15 protein-coding genes are annotated in these 17,836 nt (G+C 65.0%); 5 read left to right on the top strand and 10 right to left on the bottom strand.

Annotated features, from left to right (window positions below; genetic code table 11):
- The first annotated feature begins 93 nt into the window (after window positions 1-93).
- Window positions 94-2,952, top strand: coding sequence for an excinuclease ABC subunit UvrA (uvrA, locus tag HS053_RS04295; RefSeq protein ID WP_174209970.1), 2,859 nt, complete (start codon window positions 94-96; stop codon window positions 2,950-2,952).
- Here the strand turns inward: uvrA and HS053_RS04300 are convergent, their stop codons facing one another.
- The 3 genes from HS053_RS04300 to purB all read right to left on the bottom strand — a co-directional run bounded on the left by HS053_RS04300 (window position 2,953) and on the right by purB (window position 5,613).
- A complete protein-coding gene (locus HS053_RS04300; RefSeq protein WP_174209971.1) occupies window positions 2,953-4,029 on the bottom strand; it encodes a flagellar motor switch protein FliG in 1,077 nt (358 codons plus the stop codon).
- A gap of 54 nt (window positions 4,030-4,083) precedes the next feature.
- Window positions 4,084-4,239 carry a hypothetical protein gene (locus HS053_RS04305; protein ID WP_174209972.1) on the bottom strand — a complete coding sequence of 52 codons (156 nt, stop codon included), beginning with the start codon at window positions 4,237-4,239 and terminating at the stop codon, window positions 4,084-4,086.
- 69 nt (window positions 4,240-4,308) lie between these two features.
- Complete coding sequence (gene purB, locus HS053_RS04310; protein WP_174209973.1) at window positions 4,309-5,613, bottom strand: adenylosuccinate lyase; 1,305 nt, start codon at window positions 5,611-5,613, stop codon at window positions 4,309-4,311.
- Window positions 5,614-5,746: 133 nt separating this feature from the next.
- On the opposite strand from purB, the gene HS053_RS04315 reads away from it, so the two are divergent.
- Window positions 5,747-6,631, top strand: a complete 885-nt coding sequence (locus HS053_RS04315) for an endonuclease/exonuclease/phosphatase family protein (protein ID WP_174209974.1) — start codon at window positions 5,747-5,749, stop codon at window positions 6,629-6,631.
- Between the two features lie 9 nt (window positions 6,632-6,640).
- Here the strand turns inward: HS053_RS04315 and dddP are convergent, their stop codons facing one another.
- Window positions 6,641-7,978, bottom strand: coding sequence for a dimethylsulfonioproprionate lyase DddP (gene dddP / locus HS053_RS04320; protein ID WP_174209975.1), 1,338 nt, complete (start codon window positions 7,976-7,978; stop codon window positions 6,641-6,643).
- 167 nt (window positions 7,979-8,145) lie between these two features.
- On the opposite strand from dddP, the gene HS053_RS04325 reads away from it, so the two are divergent.
- Entirely contained in the window at window positions 8,146-8,928 is a 783-nt protein-coding gene (locus HS053_RS04325; protein ID WP_174209976.1) for a heme-dependent oxidative N-demethylase family protein, read from the top strand.
- 6 nt (window positions 8,929-8,934) lie between these two features.
- Here the strand turns inward: HS053_RS04325 and HS053_RS04330 are convergent, their stop codons facing one another.
- The 3 genes from HS053_RS04330 to HS053_RS04340 form a co-directional block, all read right to left on the bottom strand.
- On the bottom strand, window positions 8,935-9,873 hold the full coding sequence (locus HS053_RS04330) for a hypothetical protein (RefSeq protein WP_174209977.1): 939 nt from the start codon (window positions 9,871-9,873) through the stop codon (window positions 8,935-8,937).
- A gap of 213 nt (window positions 9,874-10,086) precedes the next feature.
- Window positions 10,087-11,496 (bottom strand): type I glutamate--ammonia ligase, encoded by a 1,410-nt coding sequence (gene glnA / locus HS053_RS04335; protein ID WP_174209978.1) that lies wholly within the window; start codon window positions 11,494-11,496, stop codon window positions 10,087-10,089.
- Window positions 11,497-11,544: 48 nt separating this feature from the next.
- Window positions 11,545-11,883, bottom strand: a complete 339-nt coding sequence (locus HS053_RS04340; protein ID WP_174209979.1) for a P-II family nitrogen regulator — start codon at window positions 11,881-11,883, stop codon at window positions 11,545-11,547.
- Window positions 11,884-12,054: 171 nt separating this feature from the next.
- Between HS053_RS04340 and HS053_RS04345 the strand changes: the two genes are divergently transcribed.
- Window positions 12,055-13,689, top strand: coding sequence for an NAD(P)H-hydrate dehydratase (locus HS053_RS04345; RefSeq protein ID WP_174209980.1), 1,635 nt, complete (start codon window positions 12,055-12,057; stop codon window positions 13,687-13,689).
- A gap of 18 nt (window positions 13,690-13,707) precedes the next feature.
- Here the strand turns inward: HS053_RS04345 and xth are convergent, their stop codons facing one another.
- Complete coding sequence (gene xth, locus HS053_RS04350) at window positions 13,708-14,487, bottom strand: exodeoxyribonuclease III (protein ID WP_174209981.1); 780 nt, start codon at window positions 14,485-14,487, stop codon at window positions 13,708-13,710.
- Between the two features lie 25 nt (window positions 14,488-14,512).
- On the bottom strand, window positions 14,513-15,220 hold the full coding sequence (locus HS053_RS04355) for a hypothetical protein (RefSeq protein WP_174209982.1): 708 nt from the start codon (window positions 15,218-15,220) through the stop codon (window positions 14,513-14,515).
- Between the two features lie 142 nt (window positions 15,221-15,362).
- Here HS053_RS04355 and HS053_RS04360 point away from each other — a divergent pair, with 142 nt between their 5' ends.
- A complete protein-coding gene (locus HS053_RS04360) occupies window positions 15,363-17,408 on the top strand; it encodes a hypothetical protein (protein ID WP_174209983.1) in 2,046 nt (681 codons plus the stop codon).
- Between the two features lie 22 nt (window positions 17,409-17,430).
- Here the strand turns inward: HS053_RS04360 and HS053_RS04365 are convergent, their stop codons facing one another.
- Window positions 17,431-17,757, bottom strand: a complete 327-nt coding sequence (locus tag HS053_RS04365) for a HesB/IscA family protein (RefSeq protein ID WP_174210087.1) — start codon at window positions 17,755-17,757, stop codon at window positions 17,431-17,433.
- Between the last annotated feature and the right edge of the window lie 79 nt (window positions 17,758-17,836).

The following is a 17,836-nucleotide window of genomic DNA, read 5'->3' on the forward strand; positions in this document are numbered from 1 at the left end:
CACAAGACTGCGAATGTTCACTCTTAGTTCACATTTTCTGGTTGGAGACTCGTCCCAACCGCCCTAAATCTGGCTTCCAGTGCGGGGGTAACCATGGCCGAACACAAGTTCATCGAGGTGCGCGGGGCGCGCGAGCATAATCTGAAGGGCGTGGATGTCGATATTCCGCGCGATCAGTTCGTGGTCATCACCGGGCTGTCGGGCTCGGGCAAGTCCTCGCTGGCTTTCGACACCATCTATGCCGAGGGGCAGCGCCGCTATGTCGAAAGCCTGTCGGCCTATGCCCGGCAGTTCCTTGACATGATGGGCAAGCCGGATGTGGACCACATCTCGGGCCTGTCCCCGGCGATTTCGATTGAACAGAAAACGACATCGAAGAACCCGCGCTCGACCGTGGGCACGGTGACCGAGATTTACGACTATCTGCGGCTGCTCTTTGCCCGCGTTGGCACGCCCTATTCCCCCGCCACCGGCCTGCCGATCACCGCGATGCAGGTGCAGGACATGGTCGATGCCGTGATGGCGATGGAAGAGGGGACGCGGGCCTATCTGCTGGCCCCCATCGTCCGCGACCGCAAGGGCGAATATAAGAAAGAGTTCCTCGACCTGCGCAAGCAGGGGTTTCAGCGCGTCAAGGTCAACGGCGCCTTCCACGATCTGGAAGAGCCGCCGGTGCTGGACAAGAAATTCCGCCACAACATCGACGTGGTGGTGGACCGCATCGTGGTGCGCCCGGGCCTTGAAACCCGGCTGGCCGACAGTTTCCGCACCGCGCTGAACCTGGCCGACGGCATCGCCATCATCGAGACGGCCCCGGCCGAGGGCGAGGGTGCCCGCATCACCTATTCCGAGAATTTCGCCTGCCCCGTCTCGGGCTTTACCATTCCTGAAATCGAGCCACGGCTGTTTTCCTTCAACGCCCCCTTCGGCGCCTGCCCGGTCTGCGACGGGCTGGGGATGGAGTTGTTCTTTGACGAACGGCTGGTTGTGCCCGATCAGGGCCTGACCCTGCTGCAAGGCGCCATCGCCCCCTGGGCCAAGTCGAAAAGCCCCTATTTCACCCAGACCATCGAGGCGCTGTCCAAGCATTATGCCTTTGACAAGAAAGCGAAATGGGTGGACCTGCCCGAGAAGGTGAAGGATCTGTTCCTTTACGGGTCCAAAGGCGAAGAGATCACCTTCCGCTATGATGAGGGCGGGCGGATCTATCAGGTGGCCCGGGTGTTCGAAGGCGTGATCCCGAATATGGAGCGCCGCTACCGCGAGACGGACAGCGCCTGGAGCCGCGAGGATATGGAGCGGTTCCAGAACAACCGCCCCTGCGGCAGTTGCGGAGGCTTCCGTCTGCGCCCCGAGGCGCTGGCGGTCAAGATTGCCGGGCTGCATGTCGGCCATGTGGTGCAAATGTCGATCCGCGAGGCGCATGACTGGATCGGTTCGGTGCCCGACAGCCTGACCAACCAGAAGAACGAAATCGCCCGGGCCATCCTGAAGGAAATCCGTGAACGCCTTGGATTCCTTGTGAATGTCGGTCTCGACTATCTGACGATGAGCCGCAATGCCGGCACGCTTTCGGGCGGCGAAAGCCAGCGTATCCGGCTGGCCAGCCAGATCGGTTCCGGCCTGACCGGCGTGCTTTATGTGCTGGACGAGCCGAGCATCGGCCTGCATCAGCGCGACAATGACCGGCTCTTGACCACGCTGAAGAACCTGCGCGACCAAGGCAATTCGGTGCTGGTGGTCGAGCATGACGAGGATGCCATCCGCGAGGCGGATTATGTGTTCGACATGGGACCGGGGGCGGGGGTGCATGGCGGGCAGGTGGTTTCCCATGGCACACCGGCGCAGGTCGCCGCCGATCCGGCCAGCCTGACCGGGCAATACCTGTCGGGTGCCCGGGCGATTGCGGTGCCGAAGACCCGGCGCAAGGGCAATGGCAAGAAGCTGGTGGTGGTCAAGGCCACCGGCAACAACCTGAAAAACGTGACGGCCGAGTTTCCCTTGGGCAAGTTCGTCTGCGTCACCGGCGTTTCGGGCGGCGGCAAATCGACCCTGACCATCGAGACCCTGTTCAAGACCGCCGCGACCCGGCTGAACGGCGCGCATGAAACGCCCGCGCCCTGCGAGACGATCAAAGGGTTCGAGCATCTGGACAAAGTGATCGACATTGACCAGCGGCCCATCGGGCGGACCCCGCGCTCGAATCCGGCCACCTACACCGGCGCCTTCACCCATATCCGCGACTGGTTCGCCGGCCTGCCCGAAGCCAAGGCGCGCGGCTATGCCTCGGGCAGATTCAGCTTCAACGTCAAGGGCGGGCGGTGTGAGGCGTGTCAGGGCGATGGCGTGATCAAGATCGAGATGCACTTCCTGCCCGATGTCTATGTGACCTGCGAAACCTGCAAGGGCCACCGCTATAACCGCGAAACGCTGGAGGTGAAGTTCAAGGACCGCAGCATCGCCGATGTGCTGGACATGACCTGCGAAGATGCGCGCGACTTCTTTCAGGCGGTGCCCAGCATCCGCGAGAAGATGGACGCCCTTTGCGAGGTGGGCCTTGGCTATATCAAGGTGGGCCAGCAGGCGACCACGCTTTCGGGCGGTGAGGCGCAGCGGGTGAAGCTGTCCAAGGAACTCAGCCGCCGCGCGACGGGGCGAACGCTGTATATCCTGGACGAGCCGACCACCGGCCTGCATTTCGAAGATGTGCGCAAGCTGTTGGAAGTGCTGCATTCCCTTGTGGATCAGGGCAATACAGTGGTGGTGATCGAGCATAACCTCGACGTGGTGAAGACCGCCGACTGGATCATCGACATCGGCCCCGAGGGGGGCGATGGCGGCGGTGAGATTGTCGCGGTCGGCACGCCCGAGGATGTCGCCAAGGTCGAGCGCAGCCATACCGGGCGGTATCTGAAGGATGTGCTGAAACCGCGCCGGGTGGCGGCGGAATAGTCAGTCCTCCTCCTGCACAAGGATCAGTTCGCCCGCGCCTTCCAACTGCCGCACGGCCATGACCACGGTGGACATCGCCTCTTCCGCGTCTTTCTCGCGCACCTTGCCACGGGCGGCCATCTCTTCGCGCAGGCCCTGCGCCATGCGCTGCGACATGTTTGCCAGCAGGAATTCGGCGGTGCGCGCCTGCGCCTCATGGTGCTGCGCGGCGGTCAGGGCGGTGACCAGAACCGGCTGTTCGACGATGCGGATGATTTTGGGCACGTCACGCGGCTGCACCCGGGCGGGGATATGAACGAAGGTGAAGATCGCCTTGCGCACCAGCTCGGCAAAGTCGCGGTCCTCAATCTCAAGCCCTTTCAGCACATCTTCGCGCGTCAGCGCCGGAGAGACGTTGAGGATCGCCCCCACCCGTTCCACCGGGCCGGAGTCAAAGGCACGGGGCGGCTGCGCATCCAGTTGCGCGGCCAGCGACAGCCCGATCCGCCGCACCGTTTCAGGATCGACATTGCCGGTCATCGACACGGCATAGGCCACCCGCCGCGCCCGGTCTCCCGGCAATTTCCCCAAGAGTTCCGCTGATTTGGCCACCGGAAGCTTGGACAGCATCACCGCCGCCACCTCGGCGCTTTCCTCTTCCAGAACCGGCAGCAACCGTTCGGCGGGCAAAGATGTCAGCCTATCCCAGGGGTCCACCTTGGCCGATGCCCCGGCAAGGCGGCGCAGCCGGCTGGCGGCGGTGGCCGAGATATGGCCATCCATCACCTGCAAGGCACCTTCGATGCCGCCGGGGAAGGCCAGCCCGACCTGCTCCAGCTCGTTCAGGAATTCATCCACCACCTGCCCCAGCGTGGCGCGGTCCACCAGCCGCATATGGGCCATCTGTTCGGTCAGTGCGGCCTGCATGTGGTCGGGCAGCTTCGACAGCGGGATCTGCGCCCCCTCGGCCAGCAGAAACCGCACGATGACCGCCGCCTTTTCCCGCGCGGTCAGCCCGCGCTTGGCAGGGGGCGGGGGCAGGGCCGCCAGCGCCCGCTTTGCCGGGGTGATCCGTGCCAAAGCCTGTTCGCCTGCCATTGCCGCCTCCGATTCTTCCGAAGGTCAGACTGTCAGGGCGGGGTTAACAGCACCTTAGCTCGACACCGGCTCGCAGGTCTTGGTGCCGGGATTATAGAGCGTGCCGGTGGCACAGGTCGGCGTCTCGCAATCGCTGCCGCGCGGGGTCGATTGCTCTTGCGCCGTGGCAGAGAGCGGCAGCAGCAAGAGGGCAAGGGCAATCCGTCGCATCGGGGCCTCCATCGCATCTGGCATCAGCCTAGCAGCGATGGCGGCAATCCGATGCTCACAGACCCGTGATCAGGCACCGAACACCCGGGCAAAGATCGTATCGACATGCTTGGTGTGATAGCCAAGGTCGAACTTCTCCTCGATCTCGGCGGGCGACAGGGCGGCGGTCACCTCCGGGTCGGCCAGAAGCTCGGTCTTGAAATCGGCGCCCTTCTCCCAGACCTTCATCGCGTTGCGCTGCACAAGGCGATAGCTGTCTTCGCGGCTGACACCGGCCTGGGTCAGCGCCAGAAGCACCCGCTGCGACATGACCAGCCCTTTGAACTTGTTCATGTTCTTCAACATGTTCTCGGGATAGATCACCAACTTTTCCACCACACCCGCCAGCCGGTGCAGCGCGAAATCCAGCGTGATCGTGGTGTCCGGCCCGATGGCACGCTCGACCGAGGAATGGCTGATATCGCGCTCATGCCAAAGCGCCACATTCTCCAGCGCCGGGGTGACCGACATGCGCACCAGCCGGGCGAGCCCGGTCAGGTTTTCGGTCAGCACCGGGTTGCGCTTGTGCGGCATGGCCGAAGACCCCTTCTGCCCGGGGCTGAAGAATTCTTCCGCCTCAAGCACTTCGGTCCGCTGCATGTGGCGGATTTCGATGGCGATATTCTCGATCGAGGAGGCAATGACCCCCAGCGTGGCAAAGAACATCGCATGACGGTCGCGCGGAATGACCTGCGTGCTGATCGGCTCGGGCGTCAGGCCCAGCATCTTGCAGACATGCTCTTCGACGGCGGGGTCGATATTGGCAAAGGTGCCGACGGCGCCGGAAATCGCCCCGGTGGCAATCTCGGCCCGGGCATTGACCAGACGGGCCCGGCCCCGCGCCATTTCGGCATAGAAGCGGGCAAAGGTCAGGCCCATCGTGGTCGGCTCGGCATGGATGCCATGGCTGCGGCCGATGCGGACGGTGTCCTTATGCTCATAGGCACGGGTCTTGAGCGCAGCCAGAACCCGGTCCATCGCGGCCAGCAAAAGGTCACAGGCTCGGACAAGCTGAATGTTCAGCGTGGTGTCCAGCACATCGGAAGAGGTCATGCCCTGATGGACAAAGCGGGCGTCATCGGCGCCGATATGCTCGGCCAGATGGGTGAGGAAGGCGATGACGTCATGCTTGGTGACGGCCTCGATCTCATCAATCCGGGCCACGTCAAAGGTGACATCCTTCGCCCGCCAGACCGCTTCGGCATTGGCCTTGGGGATCACGCCAAGAGCCGCCTGCGCATCACAGGCATGGGCCTCGATCTCGAACCAGATGCGGAAGCGGGCCTCGGGCGACCAGAGGGCAACCATCTCGGGGCGGGAATAGCGCGGGATCATCGGGACCTCTGACTTGTCGGGCGTTGGTGCCCCCCTTAGACTGCACGTCGCTGCGCTGCAAGAGTTGAGGCAACTGCGTGCCCAGCAGGTGCCATCAGGCGAATTGACACAGAGATACAAGGGTCAGGTGGCGATGACGGTCGCAAGATGGGGACTGGGGTTGACCGGGCTGACCCTGTTGCTGGCTCTGGTGGCGGGGTTCCTTGGGGCGTTGCACCCGGCGGGGGACTCTCTTGCGGTGTTCCGCGCCCAGGTCACGGCGCTGTTGGCGCTGGTTGCGGTGCTTGGTCTGGCCCTTGGCGCGCGCCGTTCAGGGGCGGTGGGGCTGATCGCGGCGCTGGCGGCAGGGGCACCGCTGCTTGCGGCCTATCAGTTGCCAGCCACCCCGGGTGCGTTGCGGCTTTATCAGAAGAACATGCTGTTTCGCAACGATGCCCTGCCTGCGCTGGTGGCCGATATCCGCGCTGCCGTGCCCGATGTGGTGACCTTGCAAGAGGTGTCTGCGCCGAACTGGGTGGTGTTGGCCGATCTGGCCGATATCTTGCCGCATCAGGTGATGTGCCCGGTGTCAACGGTGGGTGGTCTGGCCGTGCTGACGCGGCTGCCGCCGGTTCCGGGCACCGAGACTTGCGCCAAGGGTCTGGCCGCCCTGCAGGTGCAGGCGCCGCAGGGGCGCATCTGGCTGGTGTCGGTGCATCTGAGCTGGCCATGGCCCTATGGTCAGGCGGCACATCTGGCGGTCGTGCTTCCGGTGATCAAGGCGCTGGAAGGCCCCGTGGCGATCGCGGGTGATTTCAACATGGTGCCATGGTCGCATGCCTTGGCCGAGGTGAGGCGCGCAGCCCGGGTCACTGCCGCCGGTCCGGTCCGTGGCAGCTTTCCCGAGTTTGGCCGACTTCTGACCCTGCCGATTGACCATGTCATGGCCCCCGGCGGCGGTGCCGTTGCATTGCGCCCGCACCTTGGTTCGGACCATCTGGGCCTTTTGGCCGATTTGACTGTCTGGACTGCAGACTGACCGGCCCGGTTACCCCATCAGCCGGGGGTCAAACGGATAGCGCGTCAGGTTCTCAAACCCCGTTTCGGTGATCAGCACCTGATCCTCCAGCTTGATCGAGAAATCGCCACCCTCGGGCGAAACCAGCGCCTCGACGCAGAGGACCATGCCCGGCTGCAACGCCACCTCGAAGGCGCCGTCCACCCAGGCGTCAGGATAGGGCACGAAGGGCCATTCGTCGCACAGGCCCACCCCATGCATCTTGCAGGAATATTTCTGCTTCCAATATTGCGCGTCCAACTGGTGGCCGCCATGGGTCAGCTCGCGGATGGTCACGCCGGGTTTCAGCATGGCCATATTGGTGTCGATATGGTCGCGGGCGTGGTGCATGGCGGAAATCATCGCATTGGTCGGGTGCCCGTCGCCCACCCACCATGTCCGGCTGATGTCGATGCAGATACCGTAGGCGCCGATCAGGTCGGTGTCGAAGGCCACGATTTCATTGTTCTGCACAATCCGCGGCCCGCATTCCTGAAACCAGGGGTTGGTGCGCGGGCCGGAGGCGAGCAACCGGGTCTCGATCCACTCGCCGCCGCGCCGGATGTTGCCCTTGTGCAGTTCGGCCCAGATGTCATCCTCGCTGACGCCGCCGCCGGGCACGGCTTCGCGGGTAAACGCCTCCATCTCGGCAATCGCGGCTTCGCAGGCGTGGTGGGCGGCCTTCATCGCCAGAATCTCATCCGGCCCCTTGATGGCGCGGCTGCGTTCGGTCACCACCTCGCCCTCCAGCACTTCGAACCCCGCCCGTTCCAGCGCACGCAGGCCGTGGACCATGATCTTGTCCACCGCCAGCCGTTTGTTGATCCCCGCATGGGCCGCCATCACCTCGGTCACCTGCGCGGCAAAGGCGCGGGCGTCCTGCGCGGTGGCATCGCCGCAGACATTGTAGAAGAACGACGCGCCCGAGCGCAGTTCGGCCACCAAAGGGTTGAACGTCACCAGAAAGGGCGAGTTCTTGTATTCCCACATCACCATATGGCCGTCGGCGCAGAGCAGGCAGGCGCGGAACGGGTTGTGGCTGTTCCAGAGCTGCATATTGGTGGTGTCGGTGGCATAGCGGATGTTCAGCGGGTCGAACATCAAAAGCCCGCCGATATCGCGCTCGACCAGCGCCGCGGTCAGCCGCTGCCAGCGATAGCGCCGCATCCGGTCAAGGTCGGGCAGCGCCAGACCCGCCGCCGCCCATTCGGCAAAGGCAAGCTGGGTCGGGCCGATCTCCACCCGGTCATTGTCATTGGGGGTTCCGTCGCCCAGACGGTCGCCCCGGGCGGGGTCGATCTTGCGGCGGGTCTGGGCATAGGGGTCCATCGGCATCCTCCGGGGCTGTTGCCGCAGCTTCGCCGCCCGGCGCGCGGGAGCTTGCCTTGCCGCGACATCCGCTGTCGCGCCCGGGCTTTCATCTTGGCCCAAATATCCCCGCCGGAGGCCCCGGCCAGCCCCTTGCGTGCCGGGCGGCCTTCGGAGAGAAACGGGCCATGACCGATCCGATCCTGCAAACCCGCCTGCCTTTCGCCATCTGGATGGACCCGCGCACGGCGCGCCTTCCCGGCATTCAGCCCGTGCAGGGCGATGACTGGCTGCGGCTGGATGAGGCTTACGCGCGCCAGATGGCCGAGCGTGACCGGCTGATCGCCAGCCGCCCCGAAATTGTCCATGCCCTGATGGAGCGGGGGCGTCCGGCGGCGGATGAGCTTTATGCCGCCGTGCTGGACTGGACCGCCCGCACCCCCGGTTTTGTGCGCAAGGGGGAGGCTGTCCGGCGCCCGGATGGCGTTCTGGTGCCGCTGGACCCGGAGCAGCCGCTCATGACGCTCGGGCGGCTGGTGCAGGAAGACCTGTGCCTGCTCGAGGCCGAGGGAGAGGAGCATGTGCTGACCGGCGCCATCCTGTGCTTTCCGGCAAGCTGGTGGCTGACGGAAAAGCTCGGTCGGCCTCTGACCGGCATTCATGTGCCGGTGCCCGCCTATGATGGCGATCTCGCGCGGCGGGTGCAGCGGCTGTTCGATGCGATCCGGGTGGGTCAGCCGCTCTGGCGGGGCAATGCGCTGATCTACCGCGACCCCACCTTGCACCAGCCCCGGCGCGAGGCCGATCCGCGCACCGACCGCACCGGCGGCAGCTATGTGCGCAGCGAGCGGCAGGTGCTGATGCGGCTGCCGCAGAGTCAGGCGGTGGTGTTTTCGATCCATACCTGGGTAGTATCGGTTCAGGCGCTTGAGCCTGCCGAGCTGGCCGCCTTGCGGGCGGCGGCGCATTAAGCGGCGTCAGGTGCCGACAAAGGCCGCCATGGTCTGGCCCAACGGCGTCTGCACCATCATCGAAATGCTGCCCGTCAGCATGAGAAGCCGCGCCGACAGCTTCATGTCCTCGCCTTTCAGCAGGGCATAGGTCATCACCGCAGCGCCCAGCGGGGCATAGACCACGATCAGCGTGGCATTCATCGCATGGACCGCAAGCCGCATCTGGGACGAGGGCACTTCCGGCACCTCGGCGGGCAGCGGTTCGTAAAGGGCGGCACGCAGCCGGGCCAGTTCCGGGTCGCGCGACCGCGGCAGGTCAGGCCGGTCGTTCGCCATTTCGGTGCGGCTGGCCGCCTGTGCGGCAGAGCGGCGCAGATGCGGCGCCCGGCGCGACTTGACCGGCTTTTCGGCCGGGGCTTGGGCGGTTTCAGGTGCGGCAGGGGGCGGCTCCGGCGCCACGGGGGCGGGCCCGGCAGTTTGCGGCTCGGCCGGTTTCACGGCGACTTCGGCATCGGCCATCTCGGCCAGATCGGTTGCCAGATTGTCCAGCCGGGGCAGGGCTTCGATCAGGGCATCAATGGTTTCAGCGGTGACGACGCCTTCGACCTGATGCCAGACCACCGCTTCGGGCGCCAGCCGCGGCTGCACCCGTTCGACCAGCCGCACACAGAGCGCGTCATGGCCATCGTCGCGCGCGCCGGGCACCCGGGCCCGCGGCGAGGGGCCGACGCCGACGCTGAGGCAGGCATTGCCGCGCCCGGTCTGTTCCGACCAGCCCAGCAAAATGCGCGTTCCGGGCAAATCGAAGATCGCCACATCCTCGCAATCCCAGGTCAATTGCCTCTGGGTGTCGCCAAAGCGGGACAGAACCGCATCCAGATCGCCCACCATGCGGGCGAAGTTGACGGGCGTTTCCGGGCAGCACACGAGCTGGGCAATCGTACTGAGAGACGCGTAAGACATGGCAACCCTCCGTTGCAGGCCCGTCCAATCTCTCGCCCGAATGTGATGGGAAGCGGGAATGATTGTGGTCTTAAGATGAAATTAACCTTGGGTTGTGTTCGGTTTCCGCCACATTGGGTAATCGCCGGGCGACCCGCCGCTTTGTTTCCGCGACGCCGTGTCAAACGCAAAAGGCCGCCCGGGGGCGGCCTTTCGATTGTCATGATCGCTGCCTCAGCAGGAGTAGTACATCGCGTATTCGATCGGGTGGGGCGTATGCTCATAGGCATAGACCTCTTCCCATTTCAGCGCCATGTAGGCTTCGAGTTGGCCTTTTTCGAAGACACCGCCAACCAGCAGGAAGTCCATGTCCTTCTCCAGCTCTTCCAGCGCTTCGCGCAAGGAGCCGCAGACGGTCGGGATTTCGGCCAGTTCTTCCGGCGGCAGATCGTAGAGATCCTTGTCCGAAGCCGGGCCCGGGTCGATCTTGTTGCGGATGCCGTCCAGGCCAGCCATCAGCAGGGCCGAGAAGGCCAGATAGGGGTTCGCTGCCGGATCGGGGAAACGGGCCTCGACGCGCTTGGCCTTCGGGCTTTCGGTCCACGGAATACGGACGCAGCCCGAGCGGTTGCGGGCCGAATAGGCGCGCAGCACCGGCGCTTCAAAGCCCGGGATCAGGCGCTTGTAGCTGTTGGTGGAGGGGTTGGTCAGGGCGTTCAGCGCCTTGGCATGGGTCAGGATGCCGCCGATGAACCACAGGGCTTCCTGGCTCAGGTCAGCATATTTGTCACCGGCGAAGAGCGGCTTGCCGTCCTTCCAGATCGACATGTTGACGTGCATCCCCGAGCCGTTGTCGCCCTTCATGGGCTTGGGCATGAAGGTCACGGTCTTGCCATAGGCGGCCGCGACGTTGTGGATGACGTATTTGTACTTCTGGATGTTGTCGGCCTGTTCGACCAGACCACCGAAGATCATGCCCAGTTCGTGCTGGCAGGTCGCCACTTCGTGGTGGTGCTTGTCCACCTTGATGCCCATGCGCTTCATGGTCGAGAGCATCTCGCCGCGAAGATCCTGGGCTTCGTCCACCGGGTTCACCGGGAAATAGCCGCCCTTGTGGGCCGCGCGGTGCGCCTGGTTGCCCGAGTCATATTCGGTATCGGTGTTCCAGGCCGCCGCATGGGCGTCGATCTGGTAAGACACCTTCTGCGGCGTGATCGAATAGCGCACGTCGTCGAAGATGAAGAATTCGGCTTCCGGCCCGCAGTAGAACGCATCGCCGATGCCCGAGGATTTCAGGAAGGCTTCGGCCTTCTTGGCAATCTGGCGCGGGCAGCGGTCATAGGCTTCGCCGGTGTCCGGCTCGACCACGTCACAATGCACGCAGAGCGTCTTTTCGGCATAGAACGGGTCGATATAGACCGAACCGGCATCGGGGATCAGCTTCATGTCGGACTGGTCGATCGACTTCCAGCCGGCAATCGACGAACCGTCGAACATGAAGCCTTCTTCAAAGAAGTCTTCATCCACGAGGTCGGCGATCAGCGTGACGTGCTGGAGTTTGCCTTTCGGGTCGGTGAAGCGGACGTCGACGTATTCGACCTCTTCGTCCTTCATCAGCTTCAGAGCTTTTGCAACTGCGCTCATCTGACTGCCTTTCGGTTGTGGTTGGAATTAGGGCCGCAAAGCCCGGTGTCACACGGCATCATCACCGGATTCCCCGGTGCGGATGCGGATGGCCTGTTCGACGGGAGAGACGAAGATCTTGCCGTCGCCTATCTTGTCGGTGCGCGCGGCGCCGATGATGGCTTCGATGGCGGTGTCCACCATGTCGTCGGTCAGGACGACCTCGATCTTCACCTTGGGCAGGAAATCCACCACATATTCGGCACCACGATAGAGTTCGGTATGGCCCTTCTGGCGCCCGAACCCTTTGACTTCCGTGACCGAAAGGCCCTGAATCCCGGCTTCCTGAAGGGCTTCCTTCACCTCATCCAGCTTGAACGGCTTGATGATTGCCTCGATCTTCTTCATGGGCCGACTCCCCCCGATTTCGCTCTGTTTCCGTCTGACCACTTCCGCCGGGCAGGGACAATTGGCTAGGGTGGGGTATGGGCGATCCGCCGCGGGATTCCGCAGGATGTGATTAAAAATTATGCAATGCGCCCTTTGTGTGGGCGGTTTGAAAACTCAATAGGCGGAACGATGACCGAACTCCTCACCGCTGCCCAAATGCGCGCCATCGAAGCGGCCGCGATTGCCTCCGGTCAGGTCACCGGGCTGGACCTGATGGAACGCGCCGGGCAGGGCGTGGTGAACGCGATCTTCGAGGTATGGCCGGAATTGGCCAAGGCCCCGAGCCGCGCCGTGGTCCTCTGCGGGCCGGGCAACAACGGCGGCGATGGGTTTGTGGTGGCGCGGTTGTTGAAGGGTCAGGGCTGGCAGGTGGAGGTGTTCCTGTACGGGGATGCCGAGCGGTTGCCGCCGGATGCGCGGGTGAATTATGAGCGGTGGGGGGAGGTGGGGGAGGTGCGGCCGCTTTCCGCCTTGAATGCGGAAGTGGGCGCGGCGCCGGGCTTGACCTTTGACATTGTCGTGGACGCGCTTTTCGGCATCGGGTTGGGTCGCAGCCTGCCCGATGATGTTGTCCGGACGCTATGCAATCTGTTCCGCGGCGACCTCTGGGGACCCGTGGTTTCTGTCGACCTGCCCACGGGCCTTTGTGCCGATAGCGGCAAGCCGCTCTTGCCGCGAGGATATGCGAACGGCACAAACGATTGCTCAGGTTGGCCGGCACTGGATGGCCTCGTGGCCGAGGCTGCGCTTACGGTGACGTTCCACCGCAAGAAACTTGGGCATGTCTTGGATGTTGGGCCGCGTCACTGTTGCCGGGTCGTGGTCGTCGATATTGGTCTTGTCCCGGTGATCGCCACGCGGGTTTGCAGAGATGTCGGCATGGTCAGGAAGGATCTTTTGCGCTTTCTGGCGAAAGGTCGCGAAGACCACAAATACTCCCACGGCCACGCCCTCATCCTTTCCGGCCCCTCTGGCCACGGCGGGGCGGCCCGACTTGCAGCGCGGGGGGCGCTGCGGATCGGGGCGGGGGTGGTGACGGTGGGGTGTCCGCCGGATGCCCTCCCCGAGAACGCTGCGCGGCTGGATGCGGTGATGCTGCGCGGGGTGCCGGATGCCGCCACTTTGGCCGAAGTCTTGACGGACAAGCGGATCAACGCGCTGTGCCTTGGCCCGGGGCTGGGCCTTGGGGCCTTGCAGGCAGGGCTGGTGCGGGAAGCGTTGGCGGCGGTGCGCCAAGGCGCACCCCACGGTGAGGGCCGCCGTGGCGCGGTGCTGGACGCTGACGCCCTTACCCTGATCGCCCGCGACCCCGCCCTCTTCGCCGCCCTGTCGCCCAACTGCATCCTGACCCCGCATGCGGGCGAGTTCGCCCGCCTTTTCCCCGACATTGCCGCGAAACTGGCCGAACCCGCCACCAAAGGCCCGGCCTATTCCAAGGTCGATGCCACCCGCGAAGCCGCCGCCCGCGCCGGTTGCGTGGTGCTTTACAAAGGCCCCGACACGGTGATTGCCGCCCCCGATGGCCGCTGCGCCATCAATGCCGCCGTTTATGACCGTGCCGCGCCTTGGCTGGCCACGGCAGGATCGGGCGATGTGCTGGCGGGGTTCATCACCGGGCTTCTGGCGCGGGGTTTCAGCCCTTTCGATGCCGCCTGCACCGGGGCATGGTTGCATGTCGAATGCGCCCGCAGCTTTGGCCCCGGCCTGATCGCCGAAGACCTGCCCGAGGAATTGCCCAAGGTTTTCCGTGCCCTTGGCCTGTGATGGGCAATATTGCCCATCCTACGCGTCCAGCTCGATCCAGACCGGAACGTGATCCGAGGGCTTGGTGCCGCCGCGCGTGGCTTTGTCGATCTGGCAATCCAGAAGCAGGTCGGCGGCCTGCGGTGACAGCAACAGGTGGTCGATGCGAATGCCGTTGTTCCGCTCCCATGCGCCCGCCTGATAATCCCAGAAGGAATAATGCCCCGGTGCCGGCTGCACCGCCCGGAACGCCTCGGTCAGGCCCAGCGCCAGCAGGCGGCGGAAGGCGGCGCGCGAGGCGGGCAGGTAAAGCGCATCGGTGACCCAGGCTTCGGGTTTGGCGGCGTCTTTCGCCTCGGGGATCACATTGTAATCGCCGCAGAACACCAGCGGCTCTTCCAGCGGCAGAAGGGCGCGCACCCGCGCCTCCATCCGCGCCATCCAGGCCAGCTTGTAATCGTATTTCGGCCCCGGCGCCGGGTTGCCGTTGGGAAGGTAAAGGCCACAGACCCGCACCGCGCGCTTGCCTACCACCGTCGCCTCGATCCAGCGCGCCTGCGGGTCGTCCTCGTCCCCCGGCAGGCCGCGTGTCACATCCTCAAGCGGCAGGCGCGACAGGATTGCCACGCCGTTGAAGCTTTTCTGGCCGTGGGTTTCGACATTATAGCCCATCGCCTCGAAGATCTCGCGCGGGAAGGCTTCGTCCACCGATTTGATCTCTTGCAGGCAGACCACATCGGGCCGCGCGCTTTCCAGCCATTCCGGCAGCGCCTCGATCCGGGCCTTGATGCCGTTGATGTTGAAGGTGGCGATCTTCATGGGGGCCTCCGGGCTTTCCCCCGTTCTAAGGCCCCACCTCCGCCGCAGCAAGCCAGAGCGCATCCAGCGCGTCGATCTCGGCCGGATCGAAACGCCCGGCCTCTTCCCAGTAGCGGCCCGAGGGGACGTGATAGCCGAGCTCCGCCTCGCGGCTCAGGGCGGTTTCGGCCCGGTCGCGGTTGAAGGGCAGGGGGCGCAGCCCGGGCAAGGCGCTGCGCACGGCGCGCGGCCAGACCAGCCGTGACGGCCCGTCGGAAAGGTTTACACAGGCACAACCCGCCATCGCCGCCAGCACCATCAGCCGCGCCGATTTCGCCTCGAGCGAGCGCAAGGTGATATCGGCGCGCAGCGGGTCGGGCGTGCCCGTGCCATAGAAATGTGTGGCCCCGGTCGCCGGGTAATGCATGTCACAGCCGAAAGCCGCCAGCACCCGCGGCCGCAGCGCCGCCAGTGCCCAATAGGCAGCGGTAAAGGCCATGGTGCCGCCGGCATAGACGAACCCGCCAAAGCCGTTCTGCGCCGGAACGAACGCCTCCTGCGTGATCAGCCGCTGACCCGGGCCGGGCGTGGGGCGGCGGGCTTCGGGAAAGTCCCAAGGGTGGATCATGTCATCCCAATCGGCCCGGATGGCATGGGCATTGTTGATCGCCACGATCCGGTCAAAGGGCGCGCGGGGCCAGCCCGCCGCCGCAACCGCCATCGGGGCCGAGCCCAGCATCAGAACGATCGTCATGCACACCTCCCCCTGTCGGGCGGGACATAGCACGGAATGACGGGGGATCAGCCCCCGCAGAGGGCAAATTCGTTTGGGGAATGCCGCAGGCTGAGGCATTCTGCCTGCAACCGGGCGTTGTTGTTGGTGCAGGGGGCCTGCGATGAAAAAGCAACTGATCGTGGTGGTGCATGGCGTGGGCGTCCGCGAGGCGGGGGTCAGCACGGCGCAGGTGACGGCCTGCCTGCATTCGGGCAGCGGCCGCAGTTGGCGCGCCCAATCCAGCGACGACATCCACCTGCCGGAATATGCCCGCTATGGCCGGGGCGGACTTTTCGGCACCTTCCACGCCCAGTTGCGCCGCTTTCGCCTGTATCGCCGCGATGATCCCGAAACGATTGAGGCCGAGCGCGTGGTGGCCGATTTCTATTGGGGCGATGTTTCGGGCACCGGGCAAAGCCTGCTTCTGGTGATTTCCGGCTTTCTGCGCGTGGTGCTGGGGCTGGCCCATGCGGTGCGTGAAAACGCCCGTTCCTGCTGGCCCGACCAGACGCCGGGCGACCGGCTGCGCCGCAGGCTGGCCTCTTGCGCGGCGCTGGCCATTCACGGGCCGGTGGTGGCGCTCAATCTGGTGATCCTGGCGGGGCTGGTGCTGGCTTGGGCTGCGCGCAGCCTGCTGCCCCTTGGCCTCTGGGGGGTGACGGCGGATCAGCTTGCTGGCTGGCTTCTGGGTTTTGGCGCGCTGGCGGTGGGCTATGGCACCTTGCGGATGGCCCGGGTCTATCTGGTGCGCCATCTGGCCGATTGGGTGATCTGGAGCGGGGTTCTGGTGCTTGCCTTGTGCCTGCTGGGCGTTGCCGGGACTGATGCCCTGCCGGGCCGGCTGGGGGGGCTTGATGCACAGCTCGCAATCTCGTCCTGCGCCGGATCGGCGGTGGTGGAGACCTGTCGGTCGGAATATCGCGGGATCGAGCGTCTGGGGCTCTGGCTGATGGCGGCGATGATGCTGGTCTGGTCGCTGGTGATCCTGTGCACGCTGGCGCTGGCCGGGATGAGCCGTTTGCGCAGGGGGGCGACGGGCGCGCGCAATTTCGTCATTCCCGCGCTGTCGCTGATGATGCTTCTGTGGTTTCTGACCATGACGGCGGTCTGGGCCGCGGTGATGAACCTGCCCGGCGGGCTGGTGCGCAATCCCGACCATGTGGCGGGGGCGCTGCGTCTGGTGGTGCCTGCGGCGGCGGCGCTGGTGCTGATCGCGCTGGCAGGGGGCTTTGTCCATCTGCGCAAGGGGCGGGAAATGGCGGCCTTGCCTCCGGCCGACTATCTCGCGCAGCGCGATACGCTGGCTGAGCGGCATCGGCTGATCGTGGCGCCCGCGCTGCTTTGGGTGTTGCGGCTGTTTCTGGTGGTGGTGGCCGGTCTGGGGCTTTGGGGTGCTGTCGGGGCCAGTGGGCCGCTGGTCCTGTCGCATAAGGCGGTGAACTGGGCCATCGCCGGGATCGGGCTGGGCGGCGTGGCGCTGACGGGCTTTGCCCGGGGCGCTTTTGCCATGGGGATCGGGATTCTGGCCGATGTGGTGGTCTATCTCAATGACTACTCATGGAAATCGCAAGAGATCGACCCGGCAACCGGCCATCCCTTCGGCACCCATACCCGCACCCCGATGGAGCGGGCGCTGGGCCTGCGGAAGCTGGCGCCATCCGAAAGCGTGATGCCGCAGGGCTATTGGCTGCGCCGCCGGATCGGCGACCGGCTGGATGTGCTGATGCAGCGCCTGATCCGGGCCGAGCGGCCGGATGCGATCTGCGTCATCTCGCACAGTCAGGGCACGGTGATCGCCCTGGACCTGCTGGCCGAGCGGGGCGCGCATTGGCGCGACGCGGCGGGGCGGCCGGTGCCCTTGGTGCTGGTCACGATGGGGTCGCCCTATACCCATCTTTACAACACCTATTTCCCTGCCAGCTTTGTCCCCGCCCACAGCCGCAGGGGCCTGCTGCCCGAGACGCAGGGCGGGAATCTGGCGGCCTGGACCAATATCTTCCGCACCGATGATTTCGTCGGCACCCATATCGATACCACCCGCGACGACGGGATGCCGAATGCGGGCAGAGGCTGGCCCGAAGAGCGCCCGGTGCCGCCGAACGGGCATACCGGCTATTGGCTGGACCGCAAGGTCATCCCGATCCTGCGTAAGGCCATTGAGTTCTGAAACAAGACCCGCCCGGAAGCCGTCAGATCGAGAACGAGGTGCCGCAGCCGCAAGAGGCGGTGGCGTTGGGGTTCTCCACCACGAAACGCGCGCCGATCAGCTCGTCGGTAAAGTCGATGGTGGCATTGGCAAGGAAGGGCAGGCTGATGCCGTCGATCAGCACCTTCTGGCCGTCCTTTTCCAGCACCAGATCATCTACCGCCGGATCGTCCAGCCGGATGTCATACTGAAACCCCGAACAGCCGCCGCCCTCAACCGCGATGCGCAGCGCCTTTTGCGCGCCCGTCAGTTCGGCAATCTCGGCCAGACGGGCAAAGGCCCGGTCGGTTACGCGGGGAGGAAGCGTCAGGGTCATGGTTTGTTCGCATATCCATGGGGGGCTACAGCCAATATAAGGCGCCACAAGGCTTTCAACAAGCCAAGTGCCT

The organism is Tabrizicola fusiformis, from assembly GCF_013328815.1.
GTDB lineage: Bacteria > Pseudomonadota > Alphaproteobacteria > Rhodobacterales > Rhodobacteraceae > Fuscibacter.

Coding starts and splice junctions, on each gene's coding strand:
- HS053_RS04330 (WP_174209977.1), bottom strand. CDS start 9,873: ATGTCTTACGCGTCTCTCAGTACGATTGCCCAGCTCGTGTGCTGCCCG.
- glnA (WP_174209978.1), bottom strand. CDS start 11,496: ATGAGCGCAGTTGCAAAAGCTCTGAAGCTGATGAAGGACGAAGAGGTC.
- uvrA (WP_174209970.1), top strand. CDS start 94: ATGGCCGAACACAAGTTCATCGAGGTGCGCGGGGCGCGCGAGCATAAT.
- HS053_RS04345 (WP_174209980.1), top strand. CDS start 12,055: ATGACCGAACTCCTCACCGCTGCCCAAATGCGCGCCATCGAAGCGGCC.
- HS053_RS04315 (WP_174209974.1), top strand. CDS start 5,747: ATGACGGTCGCAAGATGGGGACTGGGGTTGACCGGGCTGACCCTGTTG.
- purB (WP_174209973.1), bottom strand. CDS start 5,613: ATGATCCCGCGCTATTCCCGCCCCGAGATGGTTGCCCTCTGGTCGCCC.
- HS053_RS04340 (WP_174209979.1), bottom strand. CDS start 11,883: ATGAAGAAGATCGAGGCAATCATCAAGCCGTTCAAGCTGGATGAGGTG.
- dddP (WP_174209975.1), bottom strand. CDS start 7,978: ATGGACCCCTATGCCCAGACCCGCCGCAAGATCGACCCCGCCCGGGGC.
- HS053_RS04305 (WP_174209972.1), bottom strand. CDS start 4,239: ATGCGACGGATTGCCCTTGCCCTCTTGCTGCTGCCGCTCTCTGCCACG.
- HS053_RS04355 (WP_174209982.1), bottom strand. CDS start 15,220: ATGACGATCGTTCTGATGCTGGGCTCGGCCCCGATGGCGGTTGCGGCG.
- HS053_RS04360 (WP_174209983.1), top strand. CDS start 15,363: ATGAAAAAGCAACTGATCGTGGTGGTGCATGGCGTGGGCGTCCGCGAG.
- HS053_RS04300 (WP_174209971.1), bottom strand. CDS start 4,029: ATGGCAGGCGAACAGGCTTTGGCACGGATCACCCCGGCAAAGCGGGCG.
- HS053_RS04325 (WP_174209976.1), top strand. CDS start 8,146: ATGACCGATCCGATCCTGCAAACCCGCCTGCCTTTCGCCATCTGGATG.
- xth (WP_174209981.1), bottom strand. CDS start 14,487: ATGAAGATCGCCACCTTCAACATCAACGGCATCAAGGCCCGGATCGAG.